Annotated in this window: 13 protein-coding genes; 11 read left to right on the forward strand and 2 right to left on the reverse strand. The window is 65.8% G+C overall.

Annotation, left to right across the window (positions count from 1 at the left end):
• Positions 1 to 245 precede the first annotated feature (245 nt).
• From ACQGNJ_RS05665 to ACQGNJ_RS05675, 3 genes are all read left to right on the forward strand, one after another.
• On the forward strand, positions 246 to 1,094 hold the full coding sequence (locus ACQGNJ_RS05665; RefSeq protein WP_426688265.1) for a tryptophan 2,3-dioxygenase: 849 nt from the start codon (positions 246 to 248) through the stop codon (positions 1,092 to 1,094).
• Positions 1,095 to 1,155: 61 nt separating this feature from the next.
• Entirely contained in the window at positions 1,156 to 2,655 is a 1,500-nt protein-coding gene (locus ACQGNJ_RS05670) for a peptide MFS transporter (RefSeq protein ID WP_426688266.1), read from the forward strand.
• Positions 2,656 to 2,769: 114 nt separating this feature from the next.
• Positions 2,770 to 4,278: a peptide MFS transporter gene (locus ACQGNJ_RS05675; protein ID WP_426688267.1), complete on the forward strand. Its 1,509-nt coding sequence runs from the start codon at positions 2,770 to 2,772 to the stop codon at positions 4,276 to 4,278.
• Positions 4,279 to 4,356: 78 nt separating this feature from the next.
• On the opposite strand, the gene ACQGNJ_RS05680 is transcribed toward ACQGNJ_RS05675, so the two are convergent.
• Positions 4,357 to 4,815, reverse strand: coding sequence for a MarR family winged helix-turn-helix transcriptional regulator (locus tag ACQGNJ_RS05680; protein WP_426688268.1), 459 nt, complete (start codon positions 4,813 to 4,815; stop codon positions 4,357 to 4,359).
• 110 nt (positions 4,816 to 4,925) lie between these two features.
• Here ACQGNJ_RS05680 and hppD point away from each other — a divergent pair, with 110 nt between their 5' ends.
• From hppD to ACQGNJ_RS05710, 6 genes are all read left to right on the forward strand, one after another.
• Positions 4,926 to 6,020 (forward strand): 4-hydroxyphenylpyruvate dioxygenase, encoded by a 1,095-nt coding sequence (hppD, locus tag ACQGNJ_RS05685; protein ID WP_426688269.1) that lies wholly within the window; start codon positions 4,926 to 4,928, stop codon positions 6,018 to 6,020.
• A gap of 12 nt (positions 6,021 to 6,032) precedes the next feature.
• Positions 6,033 to 7,343, forward strand: a complete 1,311-nt coding sequence (hmgA, locus tag ACQGNJ_RS05690) for a homogentisate 1,2-dioxygenase (protein WP_426688270.1) — start codon at positions 6,033 to 6,035, stop codon at positions 7,341 to 7,343.
• 17 nt (positions 7,344 to 7,360) lie between these two features.
• On the forward strand, positions 7,361 to 7,933 hold the full coding sequence (locus ACQGNJ_RS05695) for a lectin (protein WP_426688271.1): 573 nt from the start codon (positions 7,361 to 7,363) through the stop codon (positions 7,931 to 7,933).
• 9 nt (positions 7,934 to 7,942) lie between these two features.
• Complete coding sequence (locus tag ACQGNJ_RS05700; RefSeq protein WP_426688272.1) at positions 7,943 to 8,929, forward strand: fumarylacetoacetate hydrolase family protein; 987 nt, start codon at positions 7,943 to 7,945, stop codon at positions 8,927 to 8,929.
• A gap of 121 nt (positions 8,930 to 9,050) precedes the next feature.
• Entirely contained in the window at positions 9,051 to 10,451 is a 1,401-nt protein-coding gene (hemN, locus tag ACQGNJ_RS05705; protein WP_426688273.1) for an oxygen-independent coproporphyrinogen III oxidase, read from the forward strand.
• 36 nt (positions 10,452 to 10,487) lie between these two features.
• Positions 10,488 to 11,264 carry a helix-turn-helix domain-containing protein gene (locus tag ACQGNJ_RS05710; protein ID WP_426688274.1) on the forward strand — a complete coding sequence of 259 codons (777 nt, stop codon included), beginning with the start codon at positions 10,488 to 10,490 and terminating at the stop codon, positions 11,262 to 11,264.
• Positions 11,265 to 11,305: 41 nt separating this feature from the next.
• On the opposite strand, the gene ACQGNJ_RS05715 is transcribed toward ACQGNJ_RS05710, so the two are convergent.
• Positions 11,306 to 12,076 carry a hypothetical protein gene (locus ACQGNJ_RS05715; protein ID WP_426688275.1) on the reverse strand — a complete coding sequence of 257 codons (771 nt, stop codon included), beginning with the start codon at positions 12,074 to 12,076 and terminating at the stop codon, positions 11,306 to 11,308.
• A gap of 231 nt (positions 12,077 to 12,307) precedes the next feature.
• Here ACQGNJ_RS05715 and ACQGNJ_RS05720 point away from each other — a divergent pair, with 231 nt between their 5' ends.
• Both ACQGNJ_RS05720 and ACQGNJ_RS05725 read left to right on the forward strand, forming a co-directional pair.
• Complete coding sequence (locus tag ACQGNJ_RS05720; protein WP_426688277.1) at positions 12,308 to 13,564, forward strand: NnrS family protein; 1,257 nt, start codon at positions 12,308 to 12,310, stop codon at positions 13,562 to 13,564.
• Positions 13,565 to 13,683: 119 nt separating this feature from the next.
• On the forward strand, positions 13,684 to 14,128 hold a 445-nt coding region (locus ACQGNJ_RS05725), incomplete at its 3' end, for a multicopper oxidase domain-containing protein (RefSeq protein ID WP_426688276.1).

Consider the following 14,128-nt stretch of genomic DNA (forward strand, 5'->3'; position numbering starts at 1 on the left):
TGGGACGGCGGTCTCTGCCTGCTCTGGCATGCCTCCAGGCCGTGTCGGGTCTTGCTTTCAGGTCGTGGCGTGGCTTTGGGAATGGCGTGCGAGGGGAGTACGGCCTGACCCCACCCCAGCCCTCACCTGCCAGCAGGGGAGGGAGCACAGCGGTAGCGGTGAAGTGTGTGGCTTGTTCTTGATCAAGGTATCGGAGGGTACGCAGCCGTTACCATGATCGCTTTCCGAAGACGTGACGGAACAGCATGAGCGACAACCAGCGCGATCTTGAAGCGGGCATCCAGACCGATCTCAACGGGCAGATCACCTATGGCGGCTATCTGCATCTGGATACCTTGCTGTCGGCGCAGCAGCCGCTGAGCCAGCCACCCCATCACGACGAGATGCTGTTCATCGTCCAGCATCATGTGTCCGAGTTGTGGATGAAGCTGCTGATCCACGAGTTGAAGGCGGCGGTGCTGCATCTGCAGGCCGACGACATCGACGCCTGCCTGAAGATCCTGGCGCGAGTGAAGCAGGTGCAGCGCCAGCTGTTTGAACAGTGGGCGGTGCTGGAGACGCTGACGCCGGCGGAATACCTGGAGTTCCGCGGCGTGCTGGGGCCGTCGTCCGGCTTCCAGTCGCTGCAGTATCGCCAGATCGAATTCCTGCTGGGCAACAAGAACGCCGACATGCTCAAGGTATTCGCGCACGATCCGTCCGCGCAGGCGGAGTTGCGCGCGGTGCTGGAGGCGCCCAGCCTGTACGACGAGTTCCTGCGTTACCTGGCGCGGCGCGGCCACGCGGTGCCGGCCGAGCTGCTTGAGCGCGACTGGACCCGGGCCTATCGGCGCAACGAGGCGCTGCTGCCGGTGCTCAAGCGCATCTACGAGGATCGCGCGGAGTTCTGGCCCGAATACCACCTGTGCGAACAGCTGGTGGACGTGGAAGAGAGTTTCCAGTTGTGGCGTTTCCGCCACATGAAGACGGTCGAGCGGATCATCGGCCATCGCCGCGGCACCGGCGGTTCGTCCGGGGTGAGTTTCCTGAAAAAAGCGCTCGACCTGGAGTTCTTTCCCGAGTTGCTGGACGTGCGCACCGTGCTGGGCAGCTGACGGCTGCGCAGCCGGGGACGAATCCCGGCATGATGTGCCGACCTGAAATCCGGGAGCACCCATGAACGAAACCGCCCAGACCAGCGCCGCACCCGACTATCCGCAGACGCTTGGCCATCCGCGTCCGTTGTGGATGCTGTTCATGACCGAGTTCTGGGAGCGCTTCGCGTTCTACAGCGTCAGCTGGGCGCTGGCGTTGTACATCGTGGCGCATTTCTACAACGGCGACGCGTCCGGCCAGGCGTGGGCCAGCAGCATCTTCGGCGCGTACACCGCGCTGATCTATGCCTCGGCGATCTTCGGCGGCTACGTGGCGGATCGGGTGATCGGCTACCAGCGCTCGATCCTGCTTGGCGCCCTGATGATGGCGCTCGGGTTGTTCGTCGTCATGCTCCCCAGTCGCGACATGTTCCTGGTCGGCCTGGCGATGGTGATCGTCGGCAACGGCCTGTTCAAGCCGAATATTTCCACCATGGTAGGGCAGCTGTACGGGCGCGACGACCCGCGGCGCGATCGCGGCTTCACCCTGTTCTACATGGGCATCAACGGCGGTGCGCTGCTGGCGCCGCTGCTGACCGGCTGGATGGCCGGCTATTTCACCGACACACCGATGCAGCAGAACTACCGGATCGTGTTCGGTGCCGCCGGTGTCGGCATGCTGCTCAGCCTGTTCTGGTTCTGGTTCGGCCGGCGTGGCCTGAAGGGTGTGGGCCGACCTGCGCCGGAGGCGGCCAGCCGCATGCGCGTGGTGTGGGTAGTGCTGGGTATGCTGGTGGCGGTGCCGCTGGTGTACCTGCTGCTGGCGTTCGTCACCAAGGGATTGTCATGGGTGCTGGGCGTCCTGTTCGCCGCCGTCGCCGTGATGCTGCTGGTCGAGGCGGTGCGGCATGGCCGGGTGCAGGTCGATCGCGTGGTGGCGATGCTGATCATCTTCGCCTTCAACATCCTGTTCTGGATGTTCTATTTCCAGCTGGGCACCTCGTTCAATTTCCTCGCCGAGAACCTGGTCGACCGGCAGATGTTCGGCGGCTGGACGTTCCCGGTGGGCTGGTTCCAGTCGGTGAGTCCGCTGGCGATCATCGTGCTGGCGCCGCTCGTCGCCATCGTCTGGAGCCTGCTGGCCGCGCGCCGGAGCGAGCCGTCGATCCCGCGCAAGTTCGGCCTGGGCCTGATCTTCAACGGGCTGGGTTTCGCGGTGCTGATGTACGCGCTGGCGCGCCTGCTCGACGCGCAGGGTCTGATTCCGTTCTGGCCGCTGGTGCTGTGCTACGTGCTGCAGACGGTAGGCGAGCTGTGCCTGTCGCCGATCGGCCTGTCGATGGTGACCAAGCTGGCGCCGCCGCGGCTGGTCGGGTTGGCGATGGGCGGCTGGTTCCTGTCGCTGGCGGTGGGCGGCAACCTGTCCGGCCTGCTGGCCGGGCGAATCAGCGGCGACAGCGGCATGACCGCGGCATCGGCATTGAGTGGCTTCACTTTCAGCTTCTGGCTGCTGGCCGGTGCCGGCGTGGTGCTGCTGCTGGTTTCGCCGCTGATCAACAAGCTGATGCACGGCGTGCGCTGACGCCGGGTTTCGCACCGCTCGTGCTGCAGCGCATTTGACGGGTGCGCTGGCTCCGGTTACATCTGGCCGTTCGCAATATCTTGCGATCGACTGACCAGCCAGGAGTTTCACCGCATGGGCAACACCGCACGCTCCGGCGACACCGGAGCACTACCCGACTACCCGCAGCTGCTCGGTCATCCGCGCCCGTTGTGGATGCTGTTCATGTCGGAGTTCTGGGAGCGCTTCGCGTTCTACGGCATGCGCTGGGCGCTCACGCTGTACATCGTGGCGCAGTTCTACAACGGCGACGTCGCCGGCCAGGCGGACGCCAGCCGCACCTACGGCGCGTACCTGGCGCTGGTCTACGCCACCGCAGTGTTCGGCGGCTACGTGGCCGACAAGATCCTCGGCTACCAGCGCTCGATCCTGCTCGGCGCGGTGGTGATGGCGGCCGGCCTGTTCATGATCATGGTGCCGATCCACGCGGTATTCATGCTCGGGCTGGCCACGATCATCGTCGGCAACGGCCTGTTCAAGCCGAACATCTCCTCGATGGTCGGCCAGCTCTACACGCAGGGCGACTCGCGCCGCGACCGCGGCTTCACCCTGTTCTACATGGGCATCAATGCGGGCGCGCTGATCGCGCCGGTGCTGACCAGCATCCTCGCCAACGAGGTGTTCGGCACGCCCGGCCACCACAGCTACAACGTGGTGTTCGCCGCCTCCGGCGTGGGCATGCTGATCAGCCTGGTGTGGTTCTGGTTCGGCCGCCGCCAGCTCGGCCCGGTCGGCCGCCCGGCGCCGCAGCAGGCCAGCCGCATGCGCGTGGTGTACGTGGCGCTCGGCGTGCTGGTGGCGATCCCGCTGGTCTACCTGCTGATGGACAAGGCCGGCGCGGTGGCGATCCAGTGGCTGCTGACCGCGCTGTTCGTCGGTGTGGGCGTGATGCTGGTGGTCGAGGCGATCCGCACCGGTCGCGTGCAGATCCAGCGGGTGATCGCGATGCTGATCATCTTCGCCTTCAACGTGCTGTTCTGGATGTTCTTCGAGCAGGCCGGCAGTTCGTTCAACTTCCTCGCGCAGCACATCGTCGACCGCAACCTGGGCGGCTGGGACTTCCCGATCGGCTGGTTCCAGTCGGTCAACCCGGTGGCCATCGTGCTGCTGGCGCCGCTGGTCACCTTGGTGTGGGCATGGCTGGACAAGCGCCGCATCGAGCCGTCGATCCCGCGCAAGTTCGGCCTGGGCCTGATCGGCAATGCGCTCGGCTTCGCCGTGTTGATGTACGCGCTGTCCCACCTGGTCGGCGGCGACGGCCTGATCCCGCTGTGGACGCTGGTGCTGTGCTACGTGCTGCAGACCGCCGGCGAGCTGTGCCTGTCGCCGATCGGCCTGTCGATGGTAACCAAGCTGGCCCCGGTGCGGCTGGTCGGCCTCGGCATGGGCGGCTGGTTCCTGTCCACCGCGATCGGCAACAACCTGGCCGGCCTGTTCGCCGGGCATGTCAGCGGCGAGGCGGGCATGACGGTGGACTCGGCGCTGTCCGGCTACACCATGGGCTTCTGGATCCTGCTCGGCGGTGGCGTGCTGCTGTTCCTGCTTGCGCCGTTGATCAACAAGCTGATGCATGGGGTGCGTTGAGAGCCGGGATCCGGGATTCGGCATTTGCAAAAAGCATGGAGCTGGCGTCGTCGCCGCTTTTCCGAATCCCGAATCCCGTCAAAGCAACTTGTCCAGTATCCGTGTCAGCCAGCGCTGCTCCTCGGCATCGAGCTTCGCCAGCACGTCGCGCTCGCGCGCTCGCGCCATCGGTGCCACTTCGTCGTGCATCGCCCAGCCAGCCTCGGTAAGGCTCAGCACCGAGCGGCGCTTGTCGTTGTCGTGGGTGGCGCGGTCCACCCGGCCGGAGGCGACCAGCCGGGCCAGCGCGCGGCTCACCGCCACCTTGTCCATCGCCGTGCGTTCGGCCACCTCGCGCGCCGACAGGCCGTCGAAGCGGGCCAGCACCGCCATCACCCGCCATTCGGTCACCGAGATGTCGTAGCGGCGCTGGTAGTCGTCGGCGATCGCCTGGCTGATCGTGTTGGACAGGATCGACAGGCGGTAGGGCAGGAAGTGCTCCAGCTGCAGTGGGGCGTGCTCGGCAGTGGCGGGGGCAGGGCGGCGCTTGGCAGGCATTGCGGCGGTGATCCTTGCAAATGGTTACATATGAAACTATAACGTGGGATTACCACCGATGGTGGCACGCTCATGTACTGCCATCGTGCACCGACATTCAGGAGAGCGCCATGAACGCCCAGCCCAACCTTGGCATGCAGGTCACCACGTTCGACAACCCGATGGGTATCGACGGTTTCGAATTCGTCGAATTCGCCGCGCCGGCCGGTCGCGCCGATGAGCTGCACGACCTGTTCAAGCGGATGGGCTTCAGCGCGGTGCTCAAGCACAAGACGCGCGCGATCACCGTGTATCGGCAGAACGGCGTGAACTTCCTGCTCAACGAGGAGCCGGCTTCGTTCGCCGCCGATTTCGCCGAAAAGCACGGCCCCAGCGCCTGCGGTTTCGCGATCCGCTTCAACAAGCCGGCAGCCGGGGTGCTCGCCACCGTGCTGGGCAACGGTGGCGAAGCGATCACCGACAAGGCCGCCAGCAAGGCGGTGGATGCGCCGGCAGTCAAGGGCATCGGCGACTGCATGCTGTACCTGGTCGACCGCTACGGCAGCGCCGGCAGCATCTACGACGCCGACTACGCGCCGATTCCGGGCGCCGAGCAGAATCCGGCCGGCTTCGGCCTGACCTTCATCGACCACCTGACCCACAACCTGTACTTCGGCAACATGCAGAAGTGGTCGGACTACTACGAGAAGCTGTTCAACTTCCGCGAGATCCGCTACTTCGACATCAAGGGCGCCAAGACCGGCCTGGTGTCCAAGGCGATGACCGCGCCGGACGGCATCGTGCGCATCCCGCTGAACGAGTCGAACGACCCGAAGAGCCAGATCAACGAATACCTCGACGCCTACCACGGCGAAGGCATCCAGCACATCGCCTGTTTCACCGACGACATCTACACCACGGTGGAGAAGATGCGCGAGGCCGGGGTGGAATTCCTCGACACGCCCGATGCGTACTTCGAAGTGATCGACGAGCGCGTGCCCAACCATGGCGAGGACGTGGCGCGGCTGGCGAAGAACAAGATCCTGATCGACGCCGATCCCGAAACCAAGCAGCGCAAACTGCTGCAGATCTTCACCCAGAACGCGATCGGCCCGATCTTCTTCGAGATCATCCAGCGCAAGGGCAACGAAGGTTTCGGCGAAGGCAATTTCCAGGCGCTGTTCGAGTCGATCGAGCGCGACCAGATGAAGCGCGGTTTCCTCTGAGGAGCTGTTCCCATGGCGATCGCCGTCAGCAAGGGTTACCAGTCGGGTTTCGGCAACGAATTCGCCAGCGAGGCCATTCCCGGCACGCTGCCGGAAGGACAGAACTCGCCGCAGCAGGTGGCGCACGGCCTGTATGCGGAGCAGCTGTCGGGCACCGCGTTCACCGCGCCGCGCCACAGCAACCGGCGCAGCTGGCTGTATCGGATTCGCCCGGCGGCGGTGCATGAGCCGTTCCGGCCGCTGCCGCACGCGACCTTGCACAACCGTTTCGACGAGGCCCCGGCCACGCCGAACCAGTTGCGCTGGGATCCGTTGCCGCTGCCGGAGCAGCCGACGGACTTTCTCGACGGCCTGCTGACGATCGCCGGCAACGGCGGTCCGGCCGAGCAGGGCGGCATCGGCATTCACCTGTACGCGGCGAACCGCTCGATGCAGGGGCGCTTCTTTTACAACGCCGATGGCGAACTGCTGATCGTGCCGCAGCAGGGGCGTTTGCGGCTGGCTACTGAGCTGGGCGTGATCGACATCGAACCGCAGGAGATCGCGGTGATCCCGCGCGGTGTGCGCTTTCGCGTCGAGCTGCTCGACGACGTGGCGCGTGGGTACGTCTGCGAGAACTTCGGTGCCTTGCTGCGTCTGCCGGACCTCGGTCCGATCGGCTCCAACTGCCTTGCCAATGCGCGCGACTTCCTCACGCCGGTGGCGGCGTACGAAGATGTGGAAGGCCAGTTCGAACTGGTGGCGAAATTCCAGGGCGCGCTGTGGACCGCGAAGATCGGTCACTCGCCGCTGGATGTGGTCGGCTGGCACGGCAACTACGCACCGTACAAGTACGACCTGCGCCGCTTCAACACGATCGGCTCGATCAGTTTCGATCATCCCGATCCGTCGATCTTCACCGTGCTGACCTCGGCCAGCGACACGCCGGGCACGGCGAACGTCGATTTCGCGATCTTCCCGCCACGCTGGCTGGTCGCGCAGCACACGTTCCGGCCGCCGTGGTTCCATCGCAACGTGGCCAGCGAATTCATGGGCCTGATCACCGGCGTGTACGACGCCAAGGCCGAAGGCTTCCTGCCCGGTGGCGCCTCGCTGCACAACTGCATGAGCGGGCACGGTCCGGATGCAGCCACCTTCGAGAAGGCGTCGAATGCCGACCTGTCGAAGGCGGACGTGATCGGCGGCACCATGGCCTTCATGTTCGAGACGCGCAAGGTGATCCGCCCCACCCGGCAGGCGCTCGACGCGCCGCAGCTGCAGGGCGACTACTACCGCTGCTGGCAGGGCATCGCCAGGCATTTCCGCGCGGACGGCAAGGCGTGACGGCACGCTGGCTGATCATGGCCGCTGCGCTTGTGCTGGCCGGCTGCGGGCCGGACGATACCTCGATGCCATCCACTCCGCCGCCACCGGCGAGCGCGGCTGCCGTCGCGCAGCCTGTGCCGGCAACCACGGCAGTTGTCGTGGATACGCTGGCGCGTTACGACGGTTATGGCGAGCTGCGCTTCGGCATGGACGAAGCCGCGTTCGACGCGGCCTGGGCGGGCAAGTTGAAAGCTGCGGCCGCGCCGGATTCGAGCTGCTTCTACAAGTCGCCGGCGTGGGTCACGCTGCCGCGCGATTTCGGTTTCATGTTCGAGAACGGCCGCTTCGTGCGCTATGACGTTGGCGTGGCGAAGGAAGCGGCGCCCGGTGGCGGCAAGGTCGGCATGAGCGAGGCGCAGATTCGCACGCTGTACGGCGCGCGCATCGCGACGCAGCCACACAAGTACGTGGACGGTGCAAAATACCTGCGCATCGCGGCGCCCGCAGGCAACGGCGTGCTGCTGTTCGAAACCGATGAGCATGGCAAGGTGACGCGGTGGCGCGTGGGTGTGCCGCCGCAGGTCGATTACTTCGAAGGTTGTGGCTAGGAGCACCTGATGAAACTCGCAAGTCTCAAGGAAGGCGGCCGCGACGGCACGCTGATCGTGGTCAGTCGCGACCTCACCCGCGCGGTGAAGGCCACGGCCATCGCGCCGACGCTGCAGGCGGCGCTGGACGACTGGTCGAATCTCGCACCGCGCTTGAACGCACTGTCCGGAGAGCTCAACGACGGCGCAGCGTCGGGCGTGTTTGCGCTGGACATGGCCGCGCTGGCCTCGCCGCTGCCGCGCGCCTACGAGTTCGTCGACGGTTCGGCCTATCTGCCGCATGTCGAGCGGGTGCGTCGTGCGCGTGGAGCGGAAGTGCCGACGTCGTTCTATACCGATCCGCTGATGTACCAGGCGACCAGCGCCGGCTTTCTCGGCCCGCGCGATCCGGTGGTGGTGCCGAGCGAGGATTTCGGCATCGATCTGGAAGCCGAGGTGGTGGTGGTCACCGACGACGTGCCGATGGCGGCGACGCCGGCGCAGGCTTCGGACCACATCCAGCTGATCGGCCTGATCAACGACGTCAGCCTGCGCGGGCTGATCCCGGGCGAGCTGGCCAAGGGCTTCGGTTTCCTGCAGTCCAAGCCGCGTTCGGCGCTGTCGCCGGTGCTGGTGACCCCCGACGAACTGGGCGATGCCTGGCAGGGCGACAAGCTGCACCTGCCGATGCGCACCTGGTTGAACGATGCCTGGTTTGGCGAAGCGGAGTGCGGCGTCGACATGCAGTTCTCGTTCGCCGAACTGGTCGCCCACGTGGCCAGGACCCGCCCGCTGACCGCCGGCACCATCGTCGGCTCCGGCACCATCGCCAACGAGGATACCGGCAAGGGGGCATCGTGCCTGGCCGAGCAGCGCACGGTGGAAACTCTGCGCGACGGCAAGCCGAGCACGCCGTTCCTGAAGTTTGGCGATCGCCTGAAGATCGACGTCACCGACCGGGCCGGCGCGTCGATCTTCGGCTCCATCGAGCAGCAGATCGCGCCGTACCAGCGCTGATGGAACGCGCAGGGGCCCGCCGGCGGCGCCCGCACGGCGGCCCTGCGGCGTCGCGTCGCGGCCAGCGCCGCAGTTGATCCGGATCAAGGCGCCGGGCCGCGCGCGAGGACAGACTCGCTGCATGGCCATCCCCATAAGCACTCCCGAATTCGACCCGGCGCTGATCGCCCGTTACGACGTGGCCGGTCCGCGCTACACCAGTTACCCGACCGCGCCGCAATTCAGGGCCGACTTCGACGAGACGGTGTTGCGCGGGGTGATCCGCGCCTCCAACGAAGAACCGATCCCGCGTCCGCTGTCGCTCTATGTGCATGTGCCGTTCTGCATGAGCCCATGCTTCTACTGCGGTTGCAACCGGGTGATCACCCGCGACCTGAGCCAGGCCGACCGCTATCTGGAACGGCTGTATCGCGAGATCGAACTGATCGCGCCGCTGTTCGATCGCGACCGACCGGTACGCCAGCTGCACTTCGGTGGCGGCACGCCGAATTTCCTCGATGCCGCGCACATGAGCGAGCTGCTGGAGTCGCTGGCGCAGCATTTCAGCTTCAGCCACGACGCGGATCGCGAGTACGGCATCGAGATCGATCCGCGCTTTGCCGACGGCGACTATGTGCGCAATCTGGGCAAGCTTGGCTTCAACCGCATCTCGGTCGGCATCCAGGATTTCGACCCGGTGGTGCAGCGGGCGGTCAACCGGATCCAGAGTTTCGAGCAGACCCGCGAGGTGCTGGACGCGGCGCGGAGTTCCGGCTTCCGTTCGTCCAGCGTCGACCTGATCTATGGGCTGCCGTTCCAGAGCGTGGAGGGCTTCAGCCGCACGCTGGAGCAGATCGTGGCACTGAACCCCGATCGCGTGGCGGTCTACGGCTACGCCCACCTGCCGGAGATGTTCAAGGCACAGCGGCAGATCGACGCCGCCGACCTGCCGGACGCGGCGACGCGGCTGGCGCTGTTCGGCAGCGCGCTGGAACAGCTGTCGGCGGCCGGGTATGTCTATGTCGGCATGGACCACTTCGCCAAGGCCAGCGACGAACTGGTACTGGCGCAGCGTGCCGGCACGCTGCAACGCAACTTCCAGGGCTATTCGACCCATGGCGACTGCGACATCCTCGGCCTGGGCGTCAGCGCGATCGGCCGCATCGGCGACAGCTACACGCAGAACGCGCGCGACCTGATCGGCTACGACGCGGCGCTGGATGCCGGCCGCCTGCCGCTGATGCGCGGGCTGCAGCTGGACGAGGACGACCTGATCCGGCGTGAGCTGATCAACGAGCTGATGTGCCACGGCGTGCTGGACAAGCACGCGTTCGGCGCACGCCACCGGCTGGTGTTCGACGAATACTTCGTACGGGAACAGCAGCGGCTGCAAGCGCTGATCGAGGATGGGCTGGTGCGGGAGAGCGCGCGGGAAATCCGGGTCACCTCGCGGGGAAGGTTGCTGTTGCGTATCATCGCCATGTGCTTCGACGCCTATCTGGACGAAGCGGCGCAGGCACCGCGTTTTTCGCGAGTGATCTGATCACCGACGCAGCCCCAACCCGGCCTCATCACCATCATGCAATTCAAGCCCGTGACAGGTGGCCCAGGTCGCCAGCCCGAGCCGCCAGGCCCGCTGGCCGACGACGGTGACGGTGACGAAACGCGCTTCTGCGGTACCTGCGCGTTCTCCAACGCATGCATCGCCGCCGGTTACGACAAGCCCGAGCTGGCCGAGCTGCAATGCCTGGTCGAGCACGTCGGCCCGTTCCGTGCCGGCGAGTACATCTTCCGCACCGGCGACCCGTTCCGGGCGATCTTTGCCGTGCGCTCGGGTACCGTGAAGACCCGCATGGTCGACAAGGAAGGCCGCGAACAAGTCCTGGGTTTCTACCTGCCGGGTGAAGTGATCGGGCTCAATGCGATCTACCCCGAGCATTTTCCCTGCGACGCGGTCGCTCTGGATACCGCGTATTTCTGCCGCTTCTCGTTTCCGGCGATGAGTGCGCTGGCCTCGCGGGTGCCGGCCGTGCAGCAGCATTTGTTCCGCATGCTGAGCAAGGAACTGGGCACCGCCAGTCTGCTCGCCGGCGATCACAGCGCCGACGAGCGCGTCGCCGCCTTCCTGCTGGACCTGGGTGGACGTTACGCGGTGCGCGGTTTCTCCGGCACGCAGTTTCATCTCAGCATGTCACGTGGCGACATCGCCAACTACCTGCGTCTGGCGGCGGAAACCGTCAGTCGCGTGCTCAGCCGCTTCCGTACGCAAAAACTGATCGCGATCGAGGGGCGTGAGCTGGAATTGCTCAATCCCAAGGCATTGCGCCAGATCGGGCAGGCCTTGCTGCCCGATTGAGGAAGGTCCGGCAACAGCCGCTCGAGTGGGTGGGCAGCTGCCTACCTGGCTGCTGGCCGATAGCTCAGATCCGCGTTGTAGCCGTCGACGTGCGTCGAACTTTTCTCGACAGAGTCACGGATGGTCTTGCGGATCGCATCGGCATCGGCCTTGCCGTAAACACCTTCGAGCATTTTCCACAGAGTGGGGTCGACCTCCTTGCCCAGCTCCGCCCAGTTCTTGCTGGGGCTCACCAGCAGATAGTCCGGTGCGTCCGGCCCGCCATCGACCACCTCGTTGAGCATGGAGTGGCCCGGCCATCTGGCCTTTCCGGCGGCTACGTAGATCTTCCTGACCGCGTCGAGAAAGGCCATCCGCTGGCCGGGTTTCAGCTTGAAGTAGGTCACCTCGATCAGCGCCGGTGTGCCGAGCGATCCGGCGGGAAGATTGCCGAGCTCGGGATCGCCCTTCATGAACACGCTGGACTCGCCCTTCAGGTGCGGATTCACCTGCGTCCGGAACGTGGCATCACAGGCCTTGCTGGCTTCGCGCATCGCGTCGAAGCCGGCCCAGGTCATGGGGTCGGTCACGTAGGAATAGCTGAAGACGTCGCCGGTTTCATGGGTCCATGCGGTCCACGTGGTTTTCGATCCGTGCTCGCCCAGGCAGGCGTTGTAGCTCTTGATGCCTGTCTCATAGGCTTGTTGATCGGCTGGCGCCACGGTGTCGGTGTAGTCGCGGACCACGTTGGCCTGATCCTTTTCCGCCGCCTGGACGGCGCCGATGCACAGCAACGCGAACGCTGGCAGCAGCCATGGTGAGATGCGCTTCATGGTGGTTCCCCTCGGGGCGATTGCCCCAGTGATGATGGGTCATGGGATCCCCTGAGCTTCGTGACCCGGCGAAGTCCCGCCAGCATACGCTCGGAAAAGCAGCCGCAGGCGAGTGATGCATCGGCGGCCCATGGGGCGGTCACGGCAAGCCTTTGGCGCGGTTGATGCAGGTCATGGTCGGCGGTATCGGCGCTGTGTCAGCATGGCGAATCGTTCTCATTATCTGTGGCCATCGCCATGTCCGAATCGCCATCTGCCGGCAGCACGCCGCCGGTGTTCGCCGAAGCCACCCGGCTGCTGTCCTCCGCGCCGCACCGGCCGTTGTTCCTGGCGGGCAGCGTCGCGGTGCTGCTCAGCATGGCGTGGTGGGCGGTGGAGCTGACCTGGATGCGCTTCGGTCTGGCGGGCTGGCCGCAACCGTCGATTCCGCCGGGCTGGGCGCACGCGATGCTGATCCAGTACGGCTTGTTTCCGCTGTTCATGTTCGGCTTCCTGATGACCACGTTTCCCAAGTGGCTGGGCCGCCCCGACCTGCCACGCACGCGGTTTCTGCCCGTGGCCGGTGGCGTGTTCGGCGGTTACGTGCTGGCGAATGTCGGGCTGCTCAATCTGCCATGGCTGCTCAAGCTCGGCATCGCGGTGATGCTGCTTGGCTACCTGATCGGCATTGCCACGCTGGCCGGGGTGTTGCGAGCTTCGGTGGCCGAGCGCAAGGGGCACGCGCGTTCCTGCCTCGCCGCCTTGTGCCTGGGCGCGCTGGGTCTGGCGATCTTTCTGGCCTATCTGTTCGGTGCGCCGGCGGAGTGCGCCTTGCTGGCGATCAAGCTGGGCACCTTCGGCCTGTTGCTGCCGATCTATTTCTCGGTGATGCACCGCATGCTGCCGTTCTTCACCGGCAACCTGGTGAAGGGTTACGCGGTGATCCGGCCGGACTGGAGCATGCCGGTGGTGTGGGTGCTGTTGCTGGCGCATCTGCTGCTGGATTGGCGCGGCCTGCTCGGCTGGCTGTGCCTGGTCGATGTGCCGCTGGCGCTGGTGTTTGCATGGCACTCGCTGAGCTGGCGGCCGTGGCAGGCGATGCAGCCGGGTATCCTCGCCGTGCTGCATCTGGCGTTCGCCTGGTTGCCGGTGGCGTTCGTGCTGTTCGCGATCCAGGACGTGGTCCAGGCCATCAATGGCCAGCTGATCCTGGGCCGCGCGCCGCTGCATGCGCTGGGCATCGGCTTCTTCGGCTCGATGCTGGTGGCGATGGTCACCCGGGTCACCCAGGGCCACTCCGGCCGGCCGATGCAGATGGGCAAGGTAGCGTGGCTGTGTTTCGGATTGCTGCAGGTGGTGGCGCTGCTGCGCATCCGTGCCGAACTGGGCGGTGACGTCTACCTGTGGCTGGTGATTGCCGCTTACGGCTGGCTGCTGGCCTTCCTGCCGTGGGTGCTGCGCTCGGCCTGGATCTATCTGACACCGCGGGCGGATGGCAAGGCGGGCTGACTGCACGCAAGGTGACAGGATGACGCAGCGGGGCTGCCAATCGCATCTCGAATGACCTATGTCATGCGGGTACTCGTGAGACGGCCTAGGCTGGCCGCAAGAACTCACGGAGATCGCCCATGTCACGTCCACGCTTCCTCATCGCTGTTGCCATGGCGCTGCTTACGCTGAGCGCATGCTCCGGCAAACCGCAAGCCGCGGCCAAGGCCGATACCAGTCCGGCGGGCGCGGCGTCGGTGGCATCGATCCACGGCGACTTCGGCCCGCCCCAGGGCGAACCGATCCACGCGGTGCTGACCAGCCCGCCGCATGTGCCGCCACCGCTCCAGCGCAATTACCCGGCGAAAGTGATCGTCGAGCTGGAAGTGGTGGAGAAGGAGATGCCGATCTCCGAAGGGGTCAGCTACACCTTCTGGACCTTCGGCGGCACCGTGCCAGGCAGCTTCATCCGGGTGCGTCAGGGCGACACGGTGGAGTTCCACCTGAAGAACGCGCCGGACAGCAAGATGCCGCACAACATCGACCTGCACGGAGTGACCGGGCCGGGCGGTGGCGCGGCGTCCA

The sequence above is a fragment of the Rhodanobacter ginsengiterrae genome (assembly GCF_050026815.1).
In the GTDB taxonomy this organism is placed as follows: Bacteria; Pseudomonadota; Gammaproteobacteria; order Xanthomonadales; family Rhodanobacteraceae; genus Rhodanobacter; species Rhodanobacter ginsengiterrae.

Excerpts from the sequence above, each read along its gene's own strand:
- ACQGNJ_RS05695 (WP_426688271.1), top strand. The coding sequence starts at position 7,361 with ATGGCCGCTGCGCTTGTGCTGGCCGGCTGCGGGCCGGACGATACCTCG.
- hemN (WP_426688273.1), top strand. The coding sequence starts at position 9,051 with ATGGCCATCCCCATAAGCACTCCCGAATTCGACCCGGCGCTGATCGCC.
- ACQGNJ_RS05715 (WP_426688275.1), bottom strand. The coding sequence starts at position 12,076 with ATGAAGCGCATCTCACCATGGCTGCTGCCAGCGTTCGCGTTGCTGTGC.
- ACQGNJ_RS05700 (WP_426688272.1), top strand. The coding sequence starts at position 7,943 with ATGAAACTCGCAAGTCTCAAGGAAGGCGGCCGCGACGGCACGCTGATC.
- ACQGNJ_RS05680 (WP_426688268.1), bottom strand. The coding sequence starts at position 4,815 with ATGCCTGCCAAGCGCCGCCCTGCCCCCGCCACTGCCGAGCACGCCCCA.
- hppD (WP_426688269.1), top strand. The coding sequence starts at position 4,926 with ATGAACGCCCAGCCCAACCTTGGCATGCAGGTCACCACGTTCGACAAC.
- ACQGNJ_RS05670 (WP_426688266.1), top strand. The coding sequence starts at position 1,156 with ATGAACGAAACCGCCCAGACCAGCGCCGCACCCGACTATCCGCAGACG.
- ACQGNJ_RS05675 (WP_426688267.1), top strand. The coding sequence starts at position 2,770 with ATGGGCAACACCGCACGCTCCGGCGACACCGGAGCACTACCCGACTAC.
- ACQGNJ_RS05665 (WP_426688265.1), top strand. The coding sequence starts at position 246 with ATGAGCGACAACCAGCGCGATCTTGAAGCGGGCATCCAGACCGATCTC.
- ACQGNJ_RS05710 (WP_426688274.1), top strand. The coding sequence starts at position 10,488 with ATGCAATTCAAGCCCGTGACAGGTGGCCCAGGTCGCCAGCCCGAGCCG.
- hmgA (WP_426688270.1), top strand. The coding sequence starts at position 6,033 with ATGGCGATCGCCGTCAGCAAGGGTTACCAGTCGGGTTTCGGCAACGAA.